Consider the following 16924-nt stretch of genomic DNA (forward strand, 5'->3'; position numbering starts at 1 on the left):
TCCCGCAGCAGCTTACGGGTTGTGTAAGCTGCCAGGTTGAGTTCTGCAACCGCGACTGACGAGTAATGAAATCAAGGTAGCCTTTAGGCCGTGATGGCTGGGTGCCCTCTTCTTTGGTTACTTTCTGTGGGGCAAGCAACAGAAAGTAACTCGCCTACGGGCGAAATAAAATGTGGCTTAAACGATGTGATCTACTATTTGCCTAAAAATCACCTTTTGAATAACGGCCCTATCGCCGCCATCAACCTTTCCGTTGTCCCTCTATGCTGCAAGGTAAACCCCTTCGCTGCTTCCGCCATCGTACGCACTTTCACTTTATCCGCTGCCAGTGCCGCAATCATCCCATGCAACTCACTTACATCCTTTAGCTGTACCGCCGCATCCGCCATGACCGCCGCTTGCGCCACTTGCGCAAAGTTAAACATATGCGGCCCTAGTATGGTCGGCACGCCCATGGCGGCGGCTTCAATCAGGTTTTGCCCGCCTAGTGGCTGCAGGCTGCCGCCCATCACGGCAAAGTCGCTGGCGGCGTAATAGGTATACATTTCGCCCATGCTGTTGCCCAGCACGACTTGCACATCGGCAGGCAAGGGCTGGACCAGTTCGGTGCGCAACACATAGCGCAGGCCACGGGCTTTGAGCAGCGCTTCCACCTCGGCAAAGCGTTGTGGATGGCGGGGCACCAGCAGGGTGAGCACATTTAGGCCTTGCACGGCGTCGAGAATCAGCAATTCTTCGCCTTCGCGTGTGCTGGCGGCCATGCATACTGTGCGGTGTGGGCCTAGTTGCTGGCGCAAGGCCGTCCCTTTGTCGGTGCTGTCTGCGGGGGGCGTGACATCAAACTTGAGGTTGCCGCAAATCATCGGCTGGGCGGCGCCCAGGGTGTGCAGGCGTTCGGCATCGGCCTGGGTTTGGGCGGCGATGAGGGTGAGTTGCTGCAAGCCCTGGCGGGTGAGGCTGCCGAGTTTGGCATAGCCACGCGCGGACTTTTCCGAGAGGCGGGCGCTGAGCAAGGCCATGGGCAGGTGCTGGCGGCTGGCCTGGTTAATTAAGTGAAACCAGAGCTCGGTTTCCATCAGTACGCCGAATACCGGCTTAAAGTGGGTGAGAAAGCGCTTGGCTGCGCCGGGCGTGTCTACCGGCAGGTAGGCTTGCAGGACACGGCCACTGGCAATCTCGACGCTGAATAACTGGCTGCTGGTCGCGCGGCCGGTCGGCGTGCCGTGCGTGATCAGCAGCTGGTGTTGCGGGTAGGTGCTCAGCAAGGCGTGAATCAGCGGTTGCGTGGCACGTGTTTCGCCCACCGAGACACAATGCACCCAGATCAGCGGACTTTGCACCGATTGGCGGTAAAAGCCGTAGCGCTCAGCCACATGCTGGCGGTATTCCGGCTGCTTGAGGCCGCGCCAGAACAGCTTGAGCGGCAGCAGGACGGCGACCACGGTCATGAGCAGGGTGTAGACAAATCTAGGCATGGCGGTATTTTCGCATATTTGCCCAACACTGACCTGTTGCGTATTGCCGACACCGGCAAAAGCAGGTGAGTGATGACTCACCTATGCCGTAGCGCCTGTTTCTATCACGCTTAAAAAAATGCAAGATGTTGCACGCAAAAAAGCATCAAAAAAAGCGCAAAAAATCGGTTGACGGCAACTAGCTATAGGCATAAATTATCGCCAGCAACACAAGATATTGTGTTTGGTCAGGGCCCGCACCCATGTCGCTGTGCAGGCCGGGCAAGCGGCATAAATACACAACAAAGCTTGTCATACCCTGGCCCCGTTCCAAAACGCATCCCGCCCCAGCCGTTGCCAAGCTTGTGGCGGATGTTTGTTGTAATAACCCTGTTTGTCAAACCAATAAGAATCACCAAGGTGTGGGAGAACTCGATGTTAAAAGCTGTTGAACAAAAGAAAGTCCAGTCAGAAGGCGTTGCCGTGGAGATTCCAGTGCAGCCCGTCTCACTCGATATTTGGGACAAGAAATACCGTCTCAAAACCAAGTCGGGCGAACATGTGGATCAGGACATGGACGATTCTTATCGCCGCGTTGCGCGCGCGCTGGCAGACGTCGAGACCACCGAAGAAAAGAAAAATGAATGGCACGAAAAGTTTTTGTGGGCGTTGCGTCGTGGTGCGATTCCGGCAGGCCGCATTACTTCTAATGCGGGCGCGTTAGAACACAAACCAGCCACCTCTACCATCAACTGCACCGTGTCTGGCGTGATTGCAGACAGCATGGACGATATTTTAGGCAAAGTGCACGAAGCTGGCCTGACACTCAAAGCCGGTTGCGGCATTGGTTACGAGTTCTCCACCCTGCGTCCAAAAGGCGCGTTTGTGGCCGGTGCGGGCGCTTACACCTCCGGCCCATTAAGCTTTATGGATATCTACGACAAAATGTGTTTCACCGTGTCTAGCGCCGGTGGCCGTCGTGGTGCACAAATGGCGACCTTTGATATTTCGCATCCAGACGTGACTGACTTTATCAAGGCCAAGCGTGAAAACGGCCGCTTGCGTCAGTTCAACCTGAGCTGCCTGATCACCAAAGAATTTATGGAAGCCGTGAAAGCCGATGCCGAATGGCGTTTGGCGTTCCCGGTGACTGAAAAAGAAGCCATTATTGACGGCCTCAACGTCAACGACGAGTCACAAGTGGTGTGGCGTGATTGGCCGGTTAAACACAAATACCTGACCAAAACCGAAGGCCCTGAGGCTGGTAAAGTGGCTTGCCGTATCTACAAAACCATCAAGGCGCGCCGTCTGTGGGATGTGATCATGTCTTCCACCTACGACTTTGCCGAGCCAGGCTTTATCCTGATCGACCGCGTCAACGAGATGAACAACAACTGGTTTTGCGAAAACATCCGCGCGACCAACCCCTGTGGTGAGCAACCACTGCCGCCTTATGGCGCCTGCCTGCTGGGCTCAGTCAACCTGACCAAGTTTGTACGCGAGCCCTTCACTGACAACGCACATTTTGACTGGGACGAATACCGCGAAGTGGTGGCCGTGTTCACCCGCATGCTCGACAACGTGGTTGAAATCAACGGCCTGCCACTCGAGCAGCAACGCCAGGAAATCGCCCGTAAACGCCGTCACGGCATGGGCTACCTGGGCCTGGGCTCAACACTGACCATGCTCAAAATGAAATACGGTGATGAAGATTCCGTAAAATTCACAGAAGAAGTCACCCGCATCATGGCCGAAGTGGGCTGGGAAATCGGCGTGCAACTGGCTGAAGAAAAAGGCCCGGCACCTATCATGGACGAGAAGTTTGAAGTCACTGCCGATATGCTGCGCGTGCGCCCTGAAATGGCGGCGGATGGCATCAAGGTCGGCCAAAAACTGGCAGGTAAAGTATTGCTGGGTAAATACAGCCGCTACATGCAGCAGTTCCCAGAAGGCCTGCGTAACCAGATAGCGACCAAGGGTGTACGTTTTACACACCACAGCTCTATCGCGCCTACCGGCACGATTTCACTGAGCCTGGCCAACAACGCCAGCAACGGTATCGAGCCTAGCTTTGCCCACCACTATGCACGTAACGTGATCCGTGAAGGCAAAAAGTCTAAAGAGAAAGTCGACGTATTCAGCTACGAGCTGCTGGCCTACCGTGAACTGGTGAACCCGAACGCCATGCCGTTCAGCGACAAGCCTGAAGAGCAATTGCCGGATTACTTCCTCGATTCATCCACCATCATGGCAAAAGCCCACGTGGATATTCAGGCCGCGGCGCAAAAGTGGATTGATAGCTCCATCTCCAAAACCATTAACGTGCCTACCGATTACGACTTTGAGGATTTTAAAAACATCTACCTCTACGCGTATGACAAAGGCCTCAAAGGGTGCACCACCTTCCGTTTCAACCCGGAAGCGTTCCAGGGTGTGCTGGTGACCGAGAAAGATTTAGAGAGCACCACCTATAAGTTCACGCTGGAAGATGGCACCGAGATCGAAGCCAAGGGTAACGAAGAGATTGAATATGACGGAGAAATCCACACCGCCGCAAACCTCTTTGATGCGTTTAAAGAAGGCTATTACGGAAAATTTTAGTGTTTGCCTACTGCGCTCGCCATTGCGGCGTTGAAAAGCAGTTTTAAATCCTCATGTACTCGTTTGTACACTCCGGTTTAAAACCGCTTTTCGCCTGGCACTGGCTTCGCTCGCGACGGCAACCATCTAAAATTTTTGGACCGCGTTTAGATTATTGAATTTATTGAAAAATTAAGCTCCAATAGGGAGAACAACATGGCAATCAAGATCGACAAAAAAATCACCGCCTACAAACTGGTGACCGATGAAGACAAAAAAGCAGCCGAGGCCGCAGCAGCGCCTGTCACGAATATTATCCAAATGGGCGAACCATTAAGCCGCCCAGATATGCTTGTGGGTAACACCTACAAGATCAAAACCCCGGTGACCGAGCACGCGCTCTACATCACCATCAACGACGTCATCATGAACGAAGGCACGCCACAAGAGCACCGCCGTCCGTTTGAGATCTTCATCAACTCCAAAAACATGGAGCACTTCCAGTGGATCGTCGCGCTGACCCGCGTCATGTCTGCTGTGTTCCGCAAAGGTGGCGATGTCACCTTTTTGGTTGAAGAACTCAAAAGTGTGTTTGAGCCCAGCGGCGGCTACTTCAAAAAAGGCGGCAAGTTTGTGCCTAGCCTGGTGGCTGAGATTGGTGAAGTAGTAGAAAAACACCTGCAAGAAATCGGCATGCTGAAAAAACCTGGTTTAGATGAACACCAGCAAAAACTGGTAGAAGAGAAAAAAGCGGAATACCTGGAAAAACACGCCAAGTCAGGTGAAGAATCAAACGACGAAGGCTTCCCCAAAGGTGCGCAGCTTTGCAAAAAGTGTAATACCAAAGCAAGTATACTGATGGATGGATGTATGACTTGCTTGAACTGCGGGGATAGTAAGTGCGGATAATTTCGTACTAATTTGAAAGGAGCTTCGGCTGTGAGTGGCAGCATAAGTTGCAAGTTTGGCCCCATAAGTTGCAGTAACTGACCTCATAATATGCTATAAAAACAATATAAGTTGCTAATTAATAATAAAAGGGTGCTAAGTGATCTCTATCGAAGAATATGAGAGTCTGGTAGAAAATGCTTTAAATCGTAATCTATTAGAAAACCCTTCCCAGCATGAGTCGGTTACTCATACTGGAAATGACGTTCTTATGGTTGTAGCTGGTCCTGGGTCTGGAAAAACAACAGTTCTTGTTCTACGCGCCCTGAGACACGTCTTAGTTGACAACATTCTTCCAGAAAATCTGTTGATTACCACATTTACTAGGAAAGCTGCGAAGGAGTTGCGGACAAGGTGGCTTGATTGGGGAACTAAATTATTAGAGCAGTTGCATACACAACCTGAGTATCGTGAGCAATTAGCCCGAATAGATCTCAATCGTTGCAGAATTGATACTTTGGACAGTATTGCGCAGTTGGCTCTCACTGAAAACAGATTACCTGGTGAGATTGCACCGATAGTAGCTGAAGGAGCCGCCTCTAAAATTATTTTTAAGCGAACTTCGTTTAGTCGAATCTACAATACTCACAAAAATGAACTTGATCTTCTTTTCTCCAGATATACCTTTGATCAAACGCCACCACAAAATCGAGGAGAAGCGCTTTCTGTTGCAAAGTCATTATGTGATCGCTTAATTCAAGATCGAGTGGATTTAAGTAGTTATGCAAGGTCTAGCCCAACTCATCAATATGTAACAGATATCCTTACTGAATATTTGCAGCATCTTAATGATACGAATGTCTTTGATTTTTCAGCTCTGGAACTGAGATTTCTTGAAAGACTAAGACGGGGATCATTACAAGAGTGGCTTGGTAGTATAGGTGCTTTGCTAATTGATGAATACCAAGATACCAATCCACTTCAAGAAGAAATCTATTTTGAAGTCATTGCAGCAGCAGTACCTGTGGTTACAGTTGTCGGAGATGATGATCAATCTATGTATAGATTTCGTGGGGGATCAGTAGAGCTTTTTACTCAGTTCTCTGCACGATGCAATAGATACACCAGTCGCCAAACTAGAAGAGTCGATATGATTACTAATTATCGATCTTCAGATGAAATCGTTAGTTTTTATAACTCCTTGATTGTTGGAGATGCAAACTTTTCTCCTGCTCGCATCAACCCATCTAAGCCTGAAGTGATTTCCAATCGTGGTCACTTGGGTATGCCAGTGCTTGGCATGTTTAGAGAGTCACCTACTGAACTAGCAGAATCATTGAGTAATTGGTTGACAGGTTTTGTTGAAAATCGGCGGGTTGAATTTGTTGATGAAAATAGAAATTACGAGTTGACTCTCAATCGGAATGGCAACTTAGGGGATTGTGTTCTGCTGTCACATTCAATAGTTGAGGCAAAGTACAATCGCTATAACAGCGTCGCGGAAGAGAGATTTACTGGGCATTTGAGACACTCTCTTGAGCAGAGCGGACATCAGATTTTTAACCCGCGTGGAAGGCCATTGCGTACCATTCTGAGCGTGAAGAGGTTGCTCGGATTACTACTTTTATGTCTTGACCCAACTGGACAAAGGGAGGCTGCTGTTTATCCTACTAACGAGTCAAAGTTTTTCTTGGCGGAGTGGAGGGTTACAGCTAATGCATTCATTCAGGAAAATCCTACTCCCAATAATCAGGGAGGACTTCAGACTTTTGTAAACTCTTGGGCTGCGGCCTCCTTAGGGCAACGCCCCGACTTTCCTCAAGACTGGCCAGTTTTAGAATTAATCTTTAAGTTGATTACATGGATTCCTGATTTTCAGATCGATCCAGAACACCAGGTATGGCTGGAGGCTATTACACGAACAGTGTCTAGCGCTGGGATGGCTTCTCCATATGGGATGCAAGTCTTCCAATCACATGAACATAGAGATCGCAGTAGAGAAAGTTTTATTAGGGATGCGCTGCTATCAATTGCAGAAAATGAAATAGATGTTGATGAGGACATTATGGCTAACGTGCCTAGAGATAGGCTTCAGTTGATGACAATCCATCAATCTAAAGGCCTCGAGTTTCCTCTAGTCATCGTTGATGTAGGCAGTCATTTTTCTCGGAATCACCACGCCCAAGCACATTTGAGGTTCCCTCGGAACCCTTCGAATGTGGCTTTAATGGAGGATGATGTGGAACCTCATTTACAAGCGCCTTTAAGAGGGCATCGCGCTACAATAGCTAGAACATTTGATGATTTAGTTAGGCTTTACTACGTTGCATATAGCCGCCCGCAATCAGTTTTAATGCTGGTTGGATGTGAGGCTTTGCTTAATTATGGGCGTGGTAAGAACTTATCTGGGGCGATTCCTAATGTTGCTCTTAATTGGACTCGAGATGGCGTATGGCCTTGGCGTCAAGCTTCTACAGGACGTGCTCCAATACGTGTAACCCCACCAATCTGTTTAATTTAACCTATGGAACTCGAAATCAAACATCCGGATCATATCGTTCCAAGTTATTCATTAACTGGTGACTTGATATCATATCTTAGGTGTCGCTTACGCTACAGATACGAAAATGGTAGTGCTCTTCCTCCTTCTCGACCTATACAGCAATGGTATGGCGAGTTTCTGCATGGAACCCTTGAGCTAGCATTCAGATTTTGGAAGGATAACCACAACCTCTTTCCATTTCCTTGGCCTTGTACGCCTAGAGAATGGGGTGCAGCCTCACCTAATTGGTCTGAAAATGATATAGGTTTGTTTGCAGATATCGTAGAGACTGGTTTGAGGCAGCAAGGCAAGCAAGCGAGAAGTGCAGATGCACGAAACTCTGGATTTCATAGAGTTGCATTAGCAATAAATCTTCTTGGACCTCATTTATTTCCCTTGATTGAATCGGCAGAGAAAAAGGTTATTGGCACGAGACCTGTTGCAGCATCAAATTCTGCATTGCGATGTAAGAATTATGAGGTTCATGGAATTATTGATGTACTGACCAATATTACGCTTGGTCAAGTTGGACATCAAAACTTAATTCGAGAGTTTGTTGAGGCGGCTTGTCCTCATCTAGTTGGAAACTATGAGGTCATCGTAGATTACAAGGGTTCACAAAGACCGCTTCAAAGTGATGATTACTGGGCTCAAGGAGACCAACAAATCCAAACTTATGCATGGTTGAGAAGTCGTCAGCCAGATTCGAATCCTGTTGCTGCTGGCATTTTGATATATGTGAATGAACTCACGCCAGGCGATAAGGAAATGCGGAGTCTCAAAAGAGGGATTGCCGAAGGAACAACAGATGTACTTCCTGAGTCCGGTTCAGATGATGAGCAACTTATAAGGATGTGGAGACCAGGCAACGATACTGAACAATTATCTCTAAGATTCCGGTTGCGTCGAGCAATTCGTATTGTTTCAGTTACTGAAGACAGCACTAGGGATGCTTTACTTGCTTTTGATAATATCGTTAGAAATATAGAAGAAGATATTGTTAATGAGACGATAGAGGGTAACATTTTACAGTCTTGGGCGCCGCAATGCGGAGATGCAGACACTTGCTCAGCATGTGATTTTAGACATTTTTGTCCAGCTCCGGCAGGTGTACAAGCAGGCTATGTTCCCGATACGCCGACTGCTCCTTAATGAGGATGGTTGCTACCATGCAAAAGTAATCCTCATGTTTAGTGTTATCAGGAGGTATTAATGCATCTTTTTTTTGATACAGAAACAACTGGAGTACCCAAAAATTATAAAGCGGCTGTAACAGATTTGAATAATTGGCCTCGTTTAGTGCAGGTTGCTTGGTTAATAACAGATGATGAAGGTAATGAACTCAAGGCCGTCGAATATATTATAAGACCAAATGGTTTTACGATTCCTCTTGAGGCTTCCAATATTCATGGAATAACGACTGAGAATGCTCTGCAAAATGGCCATATGCTGCCTCAAGTTCTACAGGAAATGGCAATAGATATTTCAAATGCAATCACTCTAATTGCTCACAATATCAGTTTTGATGAAAAGATTATTGGCGCTGAGTTAATACGAACAGGAATTGATTGTGATTTAACTACAATAGCTAAAAAGTGTACGATGCAATCGTCCACTAACTTTTGCAAAATACCTGGGCCATATGGTTACAAATGGCCCAAACTAAATGAAGTATATATGATGCTTTTTCAAGATAAATTTAATAATGCACATACTGCTCTTGCAGATGTGAGGGCATGTGCGAAATGCTATTTTGAGTTAAAGCGTTTAGGGGTCATGCTTTAGTTTACTCAAGCCTTATTTTTTCTTCTTTGGTTTAGATCCCTTTTTGATGGTATCTCCGGTAACTGCACCTATACTTATGGTTTGTAAGTAGTTATACCATGGCATTAGAGCTTTCGTATTGCTCGCCATTTGCTTAAGATCCCCCACGAGCATCTCTTGACCGACGCGAGTATCAAGACCTGTAATAGTCCATTCAACTTCAAAAAAACCTGAGTCAAGCCTCTTTAGAACCTGACTAGTTTTTTTAGCCAAAATATCTGGATCTAAGTAATCTATTTCGTCATCGTTGAATAGCCGCATCTGTACAAGCGATTCAGAAATAAAAGTCGTCAACGCTTGAATTGACGCTTTTTCTAAAAGATGAGAGGCTGCATTCCACAAATGCATCCAGTCTTTTTTAATTGTTTTCCAGATTTCGGTAAAAGCTATTAATTCGAATCCTTCTACTGCGAGTAATGCTTTTCGGGTTGTAATCTCATCTAAGCCACCTTCAAGTGCATTTGGAACAATAAAACCATCTTTATTTTTTGCCCATTTTATTTGACCTTTAAAGGGACTATCGACGCCGCCGTCAAAATAGTCCAATGCAGTTATCTTTTCTTCATCTAAATTAGTACTGCCGCTATCAAGCATTCTCTTTAATAGTTCTTCTTCTTTATAGTCTGTAAATAAAGCTTTTACGTGGCTTGGAGAAACTTTAGAGCTGTTATTATTAATGACCAAAAATTGAAAAGCACCCTCGGTTGAGTCTGCACCTACGATCCCGACTACATTTAGGTGGATGCTGCCGTTTTCAAATTGATTTGCTCCCATCACCCTATGTTGCCCATCAACAATTACTCCTGCAGGTTTTTTAGAGGACCAAGTTACTTTCAAAGCTCCTCTACCATTTGTCTCAGAGTAACTGACGGCATTTTTGTCAAAAACAATAACAATAGATGTCGCAATAGTATTTACATCAAAAGCACTTAAATACTCATTAATTTTTCGAACTTTTGATTTATTCAAACTTCTTTGAATCGATTTCGGACGATCTGGTTCACGGCGATCAATGAGACCCCATTGATAAATTTCAGAGGCTGGCGCATGAAATAAATAAAATTTTAAATCTGGGGCGCTACTTCTTTGCACATTTAAGAGTGCTGGATATTCGCTAACGCTATCAGGAAAGGCTTTTTGCGTGGGTTTCTTCTGAGCGGCCATAATTATTCCGATGCAAGGGTTAAGAAGTCTAAAAATGTATATCGTTGATCAACCTTTAAAGGCAGATTTGGAATGATACCTTGAAGCCTAATTGAAGCTTCTTTTAGTGTAATTGCATTTCTTGATAGATGCGTTTGTCCACTGGCTACTTTGATTAATCTGTGAAATGCCACTGCAAGCCTGATTTCTTTCGGGATGGAGTTATTGTTATCAACTTTATCAAAGTAAGACTGTACACCAAACCACGCCCATGAAATGGCATGCTTTCTTCTACTATTGCAATCTCCACAGGAAATTGTCAGGTTGCCTAAATTGGATGTTCCTCCTAGAAACTCAGGCCAAAGGTGTTCTACCGTAGATTTCTCATCTTTAGATGAGAATTTAGTTCTATGAGTACGCTTCCCGCACCAACAACATTGGGGCCTTGATTCTTTGTGAACAGTATTTTTTATACCATTAGTCAGTTTTTGATTTTGGAAGGCTAAGCATGCTAGTCGAACGAGTTCAGAAAGTTCGGAAGTGCTACGCTTTCCCGAATTGAAACCCAAAACCTGCTTTAGATTGTGTGAAATATTGTCTGTAGTAAGGTTTGGAGAGCAACTTACCCCCAAGTTGAAGCAACGGTAAGTAAGGTCAATGGTAGTAATTAGATGAAATAATTCAGTAAGAATATGATTTGAACTTGCCAATGATTGGTTAGAGATTTCTATTTTTACATCATGTATTGCAATGTTATATAAGTAAAGAAATAGATTCTCCCCAGGTGTTTCAGTATCCCAAGGTTTTATTTTACTAAATATAGCCATTGTTAATCATTTAGTATCGTGCATTTGTCACCTGTACCTTGTCGCCATACTGAAACCTTGGATAAGATGATGTTATTTTCTTCAAAGAACAATTTAATAAACAAACATAGGTTTTCCATAGTAGGTATACCTAGAGTGGAAATGTCATTTAGGAATTTATGATCCAGTTGTTTACGAATCTCATTTGCATAATTCCGGATTATATCCATGTCTATAACCATTCCATTATCTGTAGAGGGCTGACCTAAGATAAACACTTCTGCAAAATAAGTATGTCCATGGATTATGGCATTTTGGGTCGAATTTACAACGGTTTCAAGTTGGTGAGCAGCATCGAAATAAAATTGTTGGCTTAGCTCGTATTTCATTTTTTGCTCCTATGCCACTCTTGAAACCCAATTTTTCTCAAGTCGCAGGCTGGGCAGTTGTCACAGCCATAACCCCAATCAAAATGTTGGCTTCGGTCACCCTGATAACATGTGTGAGTGTATTCCAGAATTAAATTAACTAATCTGTCACCACCCAGATTGTTTGCTAAGTTCCATGTTTCAGCTTTATTAATCCACATCAGTGGAGTCTCGATATTGAAGCGATGAGACATGCCGAGGCTTAAAGATACTTGAGTTGCTTTTATAGTGTCATCGCGGCAGTCTGGATAGCCTGAATAATCTGACTCACAGACCCCAGTTACCAAGATATCAAGATCTCTTCTGTACCCTACAGCTGCAGCAAATGTTAGGAACATCAAATTTCTACCCGGTACAAAAGTATTTGGCAAGCCGTTCTCATTCATTCTGATTTTACTATCGGTTGTAAGTGCTGTATCACTTATTCGACCTAAAGCAGATAAGTCGATCATATGATCATCACCTAGCTTTGCCGCCCATTTTGGAAAGTGCTCTTTCAGTTTGTCTAGAACGGTAATCCTAGCTTCAAGCTCAATAATGTGTCTTTGTGCGTAGTCGAAACCGATCGTTTCTACATAATCATATTTTTCTAACGCGTACGCCAAGCAAGTTGTTGAGTCTTGCCCACCCGAGAACAGAACAAGAGCTTTTTTATTCAACATATGCCTCAGATTTTTTCTTTGATTGATTGCTAGTGCCTCGGCGCACTATACCTACTAGATGTTCTGCTAATTGGTGACATTGCCGGGTTGTAAATTCAATTCGATTCCAAGGAATGATGTCATCATCTGAGAAATGCCATTGGCCGCTAGTCCATGCGGTTTTGCCAACAAGAGGTTTTATGCCTTCCTTAAAGGTATTGATCTCTATTGAACCTGTGCGAGAGTAAACCTCATCCATCACATATCCAAGAGCAACAATGCCAACGCCATGCACAAGCCTGGACGTTGTAGGTTTGTGATCTTTCCAGTCATCTGGAAATACTTCTTGAACGGCATAGAAGAAGTTGCTTACCATGTTTACAGCTTTATCTATATTCTTCTCTTTTTGCATCACCACTTGAATTGCACCGGCTGCTTCTGAGTTCATAATGGCTTTTTGCAAAGTGGTATCTTTTAAAATGCCAGTCGGGTTGGTTTGCATTTTCACAATGCCATGTAATGAACTATCTGGATTGAAGTTTAGTTTTTCCGTGATAGTTGCTGCCAAGGACCGAGATGAAAGTCGATCAGGTAAACTTTCCACACTTGGCAACAGTTCATATATCAAGGATTTCGGTAGTGGTCGAGTATTGTTTATTAAAATAAATTGGCGACGTAATTCATCCAAACTCTGACATATCAAGCATGATGCAAAGACTTCGAAATTCTCGCGTCCAGATTGTAGCAATGCGGTAAGACGTTGCTGGCCATCTACTACAAAGCCTGGTTTGTCCTTAGATATATCGATTTCTAATTCAATTCTTCCGCTTTCAGTTTTAACTATTTTTGCCCCTTCGACAAAAGCTAATACCAGCGCGTTTGGTAAGACTGCATCTGATGTCTCTAGATAGTTTCGTATTTCCGATATATGGCCGGATACCTGGGGTCTTTGGAATCCAACAGTATTGCCGCCATCATCTCGTCCAAGCCTTTCAATGACAGCTATCTGTTGAATTTGTTGAGCAGAGGCTTTAATCATCATAACCTGGTGACTGTCGCTTTGCTCTGCTACTAAGGCTTCAAATCTAAGAGTTTTATTTTCCATCTCTAATGCGCTTTACGTGTTCATGATAGGTAAAAAGATTATGAAATCCGCGTCGTTTATTGCGATTGCTAGCTCTGAAAATAATTACTTCAATGCCAACATCCTTGCAAATATCACACGGACAATCTTTCCAGGGGGCCTGCTGGAGAGTTTGCAGCAGTCGTAGTTCACAGGACTTCATTGCTTTTTCATAAGCTGTCTGTGTCTTGCTTTTCGTTAACAAATAGATATGTTGGTATGCCATTACCTTTTGCATAGTTTCAGATAGCGATAAGCTGCCATTGTCATAAGCTCTTAATGCAGTTAAGGCATCTTGTTCACTTAAAACTACGCTGTCCTGTAATAGTCGGCCTTCTTTTACCGCATTCGTTAATGTTTTATCTTCGGTAGCAAGAGGTATACGAATTGCGGTGTAATAATCTAAGAGGTTATCAGTCCTGCGTTTGTAATAATTTGACTTGGCGTCTTTAAAGGCCCTAATGAGTGGGGATGTAGAATCAAAGCTAGCGATTCCATAGTCTTTAAATTCGTGAATTTGTTCCGCTTTCGCAAAGCCTAATATGTGTAATTTGATATCTGGACTGATTTTCCCTCTAATCGCATATAGCGCTTCGTGTATCTGTTTTGCCTCAAGCGGAACCATCCCTCCCAAGGCTAGGTATTTGTATCCCATTTTTCCCAAATTGCTGGCGGCAATAGCCATACTATCTGGGGACCACCCCTGAACTACACCAAGAGGCGTGAAGTTGGGGATGTCCTTGCTAAGTTTCAGAAATTCATCAGCATTTGCTTGAGTAATGTCGAACCGCTCTTGCTCATCCCCTTCAGCGCCATGAAGGTCTTTCACATCCGTGCGATAGCCAAATATAATATGATCGACTGAGCAGCCATGGGTAAACCCCACATCTGAGTAGAAATGAACCATTTCCTCTGATGTGTAAAGTGGCAACTTGTCAGCAGCATATGAAAATGCTCCGCAATCTCCAAATATGGGCATTTTTTTTAATTCAGGGCTTGTGTTTAGACGTAAGAACTCTCTTGCTCCTTCACGGCGTAGTCTAATTGCATGAGCATCGGAGTATTTACCTTTGCGTTTTGAACAACCTACTATTCCACGTGAAATGAGGATTCCGTCGTAGGGTGGTGTTTTGAAGACCTCATGCGGGTATGCATCTGACCAATACATTTTTCGGCCCTTAGAAAATTGGTCGCGAATGAAGTCGTATCCAGGATCAACCTGATCTATAGCATCTGCAAAAATATACTTCACGATGCATCCGATTGAATATAGATAGTATTGATGATGGAGCTAAGTTGATTGAGGCCCTTTGTTGTCATCTCAATAGAGTTCCACGGGGCATCGATCATTGGCCATTTTCCTTCTGTCCAAGCACACTTGGTCGCTATGCGTGCTAATTCTTTGTTGAAAGCTAATTTCAGATCCTTGTCTTGTAATCTAATGCGACTGCTAATGCGATCCATAAGGCTTCCCATTGCTCGAATGCCAACAGAGTGCGTAAGTCGACTTTTGTCGGCCGGAAGGGCCCATGCTTCTGGGAATGTTTCTGCGACAGCACTCCAGTAGGCGATTAATACTTTGAGCATACCGTTAATATCTGTACTAACTGTTTGGTAACCTTTAAAGTGCGTTAAGGCACCAGTGGGTGAGTTTATTCTGTCTCTTATCATTTGAATAATTGCGGAATCAGTGATTGTGTCAGTACGGTCACTTTTCGCGGATATGCGGTTAACGCGATTGAAAAATGGAGACTTTGGATTGTTATTTAGGAGGTTGCATAACTCACTAGGTACTTTATTGATTGCAATGTTGCGCGGTAAGTAAGCATCCTCCGTTTCAGGTAATAGTTCATTTATCAAGCGCTGATTGAGAGGTTTTGCGCGGTTTACCAAAATAAACTGTTGTCTTTGAATATCCAACGAACTCGATTCAAATGCAACTATAGGGACAAGCAAGTCACCGTGTTTTGATTTTGCTAAAGCCAGTGATCGTTGTTGACCATCTACAATCCAAGCCACTTTCGCTTCATCATCGCCGGTTGGTATATGAAGTCGTCCAGTCTCTAGGCCTGGGATAGCCTCCTCAACTTTTGTGCCTCTTGCTTTGGTGAATAATAGCTGTGGTCCAAGGGCGAGAATGATTGCATTGGGAAATAGCGAATGTCCTCTATCAAGATATTCTGCAATTTGATTTACATGAGCTTGGATTTCTTTCCGTTGGAATCCCTCTAACCGGTCGTTTTCATTACGTTTTACGCGACTAAAGTCAGCAATGTCAGTTATCATTTTTCCTGGTAATGCAAAACAATATACGACACTATCTCCTTGTTTAAACCGTACAGCATGCACTACGGTCATGGAAGGTTTTTTCTTTGTAGCCATTTATGCGCTCAGTTTCGTTACTTGATCGTACACTCGATAAAGTCTGCTTTGCTCACACGCAATTCCATCAATATGGCGCAAGTGCTCCAACAGTTTAGTTCTCGGTATTGGTTGTTTGTGGAGTGCTTTTTGAACACGCATCACTAGTTCCTCTTCGCTGATTTTTACTCTTTTAATAGTTTGGATTTGGTTGATATCCTTAAAATAATTGTCAACTAAGCGCTGCTGTTCAGATGCACTAAAAGATTCCGCATGGTTCTCTCTTATTAATTGTGAAAAGTGAAGCAGTGCTCGTTGGGAAAAGGAAGCATTTGCGCCGCTGGGGCCGTTTTTCAGTTTATTAAGACGTTGGTCATAGCGAATAGCTATCTTGGCCAAGGAGTTCTCAAGCTTGATTTTGTTTGAGGAGATTATTCTGGTTTTATTGGGAAACTCATTTGCGATTTTTATTAGCTCTGGTTTCACCATGTCCAGATAAAGAGCCGGTAAAGCTATGTATACAAAACCATCATGTTCTTTGATAGCGTTGTATATTGGTTCTTGATAACCGTATGCGGAGTTTAACGCATTCCACCAATCATTCGAGTTGCCAGATACTTCAACTTTTTCAAATGGAGTTGGGCCACCATTATCATTAATGGTTAAATTGTAGCTTGGTATGTTTTGATCTGAGTCGACTAAAGACATGCCGGCGGATAGAAACTTAACACTCGCATTTAAATGTTTTGCTGCACTTCTGATAGCTGAAAAGCCTACTCCCGAATATATGTTGTCAGGATTTGATGTTGTTTTGGCTTCGCGAACTGTTGCAACCCACTTTGATGCGAAAGCATTGAAATCAGATGCTCTTGGGGCATTCCCATCCAATCCTGGAGCTGGTTCTATTCGTTTCCTGGAACTGCAAGATGCAATTATTAGCATAATTAAAAACTGTCGTTGTACAGTTTTAATTATCCGGATTAAGAGTGGTGGGTCAACGCGGCCGCCTAATAAATCACAGATGTTCCCTAGATAAAATCGCAGTGTTGCGCCGAAGCTACACCACGAACTCTAAAAATTAATATTGCTATGACGGTCAATTTTTAACATGGGTGAGTATATATTTCTCGATCG

Annotated in this window: 14 protein-coding genes; 5 read left to right on the plus strand and 9 right to left on the minus strand. The window is 44.4% G+C overall.

Annotated features, from left to right (window positions below; translation table 11 throughout):
- Positions 1-209 precede the first annotated feature (209 nt).
- Positions 210-1475, minus strand: a complete 1266-nt coding sequence (gene waaA, locus ACT53G_RS06885; protein ID WP_476169311.1) for a lipid IV(A) 3-deoxy-D-manno-octulosonic acid transferase — start codon at positions 1473-1475, stop codon at positions 210-212.
- A gap of 414 nt (positions 1476-1889) precedes the next feature.
- On the opposite strand from waaA, the gene ACT53G_RS06890 reads away from it, so the two are divergent.
- The 5 genes from ACT53G_RS06890 to ACT53G_RS06910 all read left to right on the plus strand — a co-directional run bounded on the left by ACT53G_RS06890 (position 1890) and on the right by ACT53G_RS06910 (position 9249).
- Positions 1890-4055, plus strand: a complete 2166-nt coding sequence (locus tag ACT53G_RS06890) for an adenosylcobalamin-dependent ribonucleoside-diphosphate reductase (RefSeq protein ID WP_476169019.1) — start codon at positions 1890-1892, stop codon at positions 4053-4055.
- Positions 4056-4250: 195 nt separating this feature from the next.
- Positions 4251-4943: a TSCPD domain-containing protein gene (locus ACT53G_RS06895; protein WP_049637539.1), complete on the plus strand. Its 693-nt coding sequence runs from the start codon at positions 4251-4253 to the stop codon at positions 4941-4943.
- Between the two features lie 139 nt (positions 4944-5082).
- Positions 5083-7443, plus strand: coding sequence for a UvrD-helicase domain-containing protein (locus tag ACT53G_RS06900; RefSeq protein ID WP_476169020.1), 2361 nt, complete (start codon positions 5083-5085; stop codon positions 7441-7443).
- A gap of 3 nt (positions 7444-7446) precedes the next feature.
- The gene (locus ACT53G_RS06905) at positions 7447-8616 is read left to right on the plus strand and encodes a PD-(D/E)XK nuclease family protein (protein ID WP_476169021.1); all 1170 of its coding nucleotides are present in this window, start codon (positions 7447-7449) and stop codon (positions 8614-8616) included.
- Positions 8617-8676: 60 nt separating this feature from the next.
- Complete coding sequence (locus tag ACT53G_RS06910) at positions 8677-9249, plus strand: 3'-5' exonuclease (protein WP_476169022.1); 573 nt, start codon at positions 8677-8679, stop codon at positions 9247-9249.
- A gap of 12 nt (positions 9250-9261) precedes the next feature.
- Here the strand turns inward: ACT53G_RS06910 and ACT53G_RS06915 are convergent, their stop codons facing one another.
- The 8 genes from ACT53G_RS06915 to ACT53G_RS06950 are packed head-to-tail and all read right to left on the minus strand — an operon-like array spanning position 9262 to position 16732.
- Positions 9262-10452, minus strand: coding sequence for a DGQHR domain-containing protein (locus ACT53G_RS06915; protein ID WP_476169023.1), 1191 nt, complete (start codon positions 10450-10452; stop codon positions 9262-9264).
- A gap of 2 nt (positions 10453-10454) precedes the next feature.
- The gene (locus ACT53G_RS06920) at positions 10455-11258 is read right to left on the minus strand and encodes an HNH endonuclease (RefSeq protein WP_476169024.1); all 804 of its coding nucleotides are present in this window, start codon (positions 11256-11258) and stop codon (positions 10455-10457) included.
- 2 nt (positions 11259-11260) lie between these two features.
- Positions 11261-11626: a 6-carboxytetrahydropterin synthase gene (locus tag ACT53G_RS06925; protein WP_476169025.1), complete on the minus strand. Its 366-nt coding sequence runs from the start codon at positions 11624-11626 to the stop codon at positions 11261-11263.
- The gene (gene queC / locus ACT53G_RS06930; protein WP_476169026.1) at positions 11623-12327 is read right to left on the minus strand and encodes a 7-cyano-7-deazaguanine synthase QueC; all 705 of its coding nucleotides are present in this window, start codon (positions 12325-12327) and stop codon (positions 11623-11625) included. The genes ACT53G_RS06925 and queC overlap by 4 nt, the downstream gene beginning before the upstream one ends.
- On the minus strand, positions 12317-13411 hold the full coding sequence (gene dbpB / locus ACT53G_RS06935; protein ID WP_476169027.1) for a DGQHR domain-containing protein DpdB: 1095 nt from the start codon (positions 13409-13411) through the stop codon (positions 12317-12319). Before dbpB (ACT53G_RS06935) ends, queC begins: the two co-directional genes overlap by 11 nt.
- Positions 13401-14681 (minus strand): tRNA-guanine transglycosylase DpdA, encoded by a 1281-nt coding sequence (gene dpdA, locus ACT53G_RS06940; RefSeq protein ID WP_476169028.1) that lies wholly within the window; start codon positions 14679-14681, stop codon positions 13401-13403. The genes dbpB (ACT53G_RS06935) and dpdA overlap by 11 nt, the downstream gene beginning before the upstream one ends.
- Positions 14678-15811 carry a DGQHR domain-containing protein DpdB gene (gene dbpB, locus ACT53G_RS06945; RefSeq protein ID WP_476169029.1) on the minus strand — a complete coding sequence of 378 codons (1134 nt, stop codon included), beginning with the start codon at positions 15809-15811 and terminating at the stop codon, positions 14678-14680. The genes dpdA and dbpB (ACT53G_RS06945) overlap by 4 nt, the downstream gene beginning before the upstream one ends.
- On the minus strand, positions 15812-16732 hold the full coding sequence (locus ACT53G_RS06950) for a hypothetical protein (RefSeq protein ID WP_476169030.1): 921 nt from the start codon (positions 16730-16732) through the stop codon (positions 15812-15814). It lies immediately after the preceding gene.
- Positions 16733-16924: the final 192 nt, after the last annotated feature.

This window comes from Methylophilus sp. DMC18, from assembly GCF_056314005.1.

Bases quoted from the DNA above. Each gene is read 5' to 3' on its own strand.
- ACT53G_RS06890 (WP_476169019.1), top strand. From the start codon at position 1,890: ATGTTAAAAGCTGTTGAACAAAAGAAAGTCCAGTCAGAAGGCGTTGCC.
- ACT53G_RS06915 (WP_476169023.1), bottom strand. From the start codon at position 10,452: ATGGCCGCTCAGAAGAAACCCACGCAAAAAGCCTTTCCTGATAGCGTT.
- ACT53G_RS06895 (WP_049637539.1), top strand. From the start codon at position 4,251: ATGGCAATCAAGATCGACAAAAAAATCACCGCCTACAAACTGGTGACC.
- ACT53G_RS06920 (WP_476169024.1), bottom strand. From the start codon at position 11,258: ATGGCTATATTTAGTAAAATAAAACCTTGGGATACTGAAACACCTGGG.
- queC (WP_476169026.1), bottom strand. From the start codon at position 12,327: ATGTTGAATAAAAAAGCTCTTGTTCTGTTCTCGGGTGGGCAAGACTCA.
- dbpB (WP_476169029.1), bottom strand. From the start codon at position 15,811: ATGGCTACAAAGAAAAAACCTTCCATGACCGTAGTGCATGCTGTACGG.
- ACT53G_RS06905 (WP_476169021.1), top strand. From the start codon at position 7,447: ATGGAACTCGAAATCAAACATCCGGATCATATCGTTCCAAGTTATTCA.
- ACT53G_RS06950 (WP_476169030.1), bottom strand. From the start codon at position 16,732: ATGCTAATAATTGCATCTTGCAGTTCCAGGAAACGAATAGAACCAGCT.
- dbpB (WP_476169027.1), bottom strand. From the start codon at position 13,411: ATGGAAAATAAAACTCTTAGATTTGAAGCCTTAGTAGCAGAGCAAAGC.
- ACT53G_RS06925 (WP_476169025.1), bottom strand. From the start codon at position 11,626: ATGAAATACGAGCTAAGCCAACAATTTTATTTCGATGCTGCTCACCAA.
- waaA (WP_476169311.1), bottom strand. From the start codon at position 1,475: ATGCCTAGATTTGTCTACACCCTGCTCATGACCGTGGTCGCCGTCCTG.
- ACT53G_RS06910 (WP_476169022.1), top strand. From the start codon at position 8,677: ATGCATCTTTTTTTTGATACAGAAACAACTGGAGTACCCAAAAATTAT.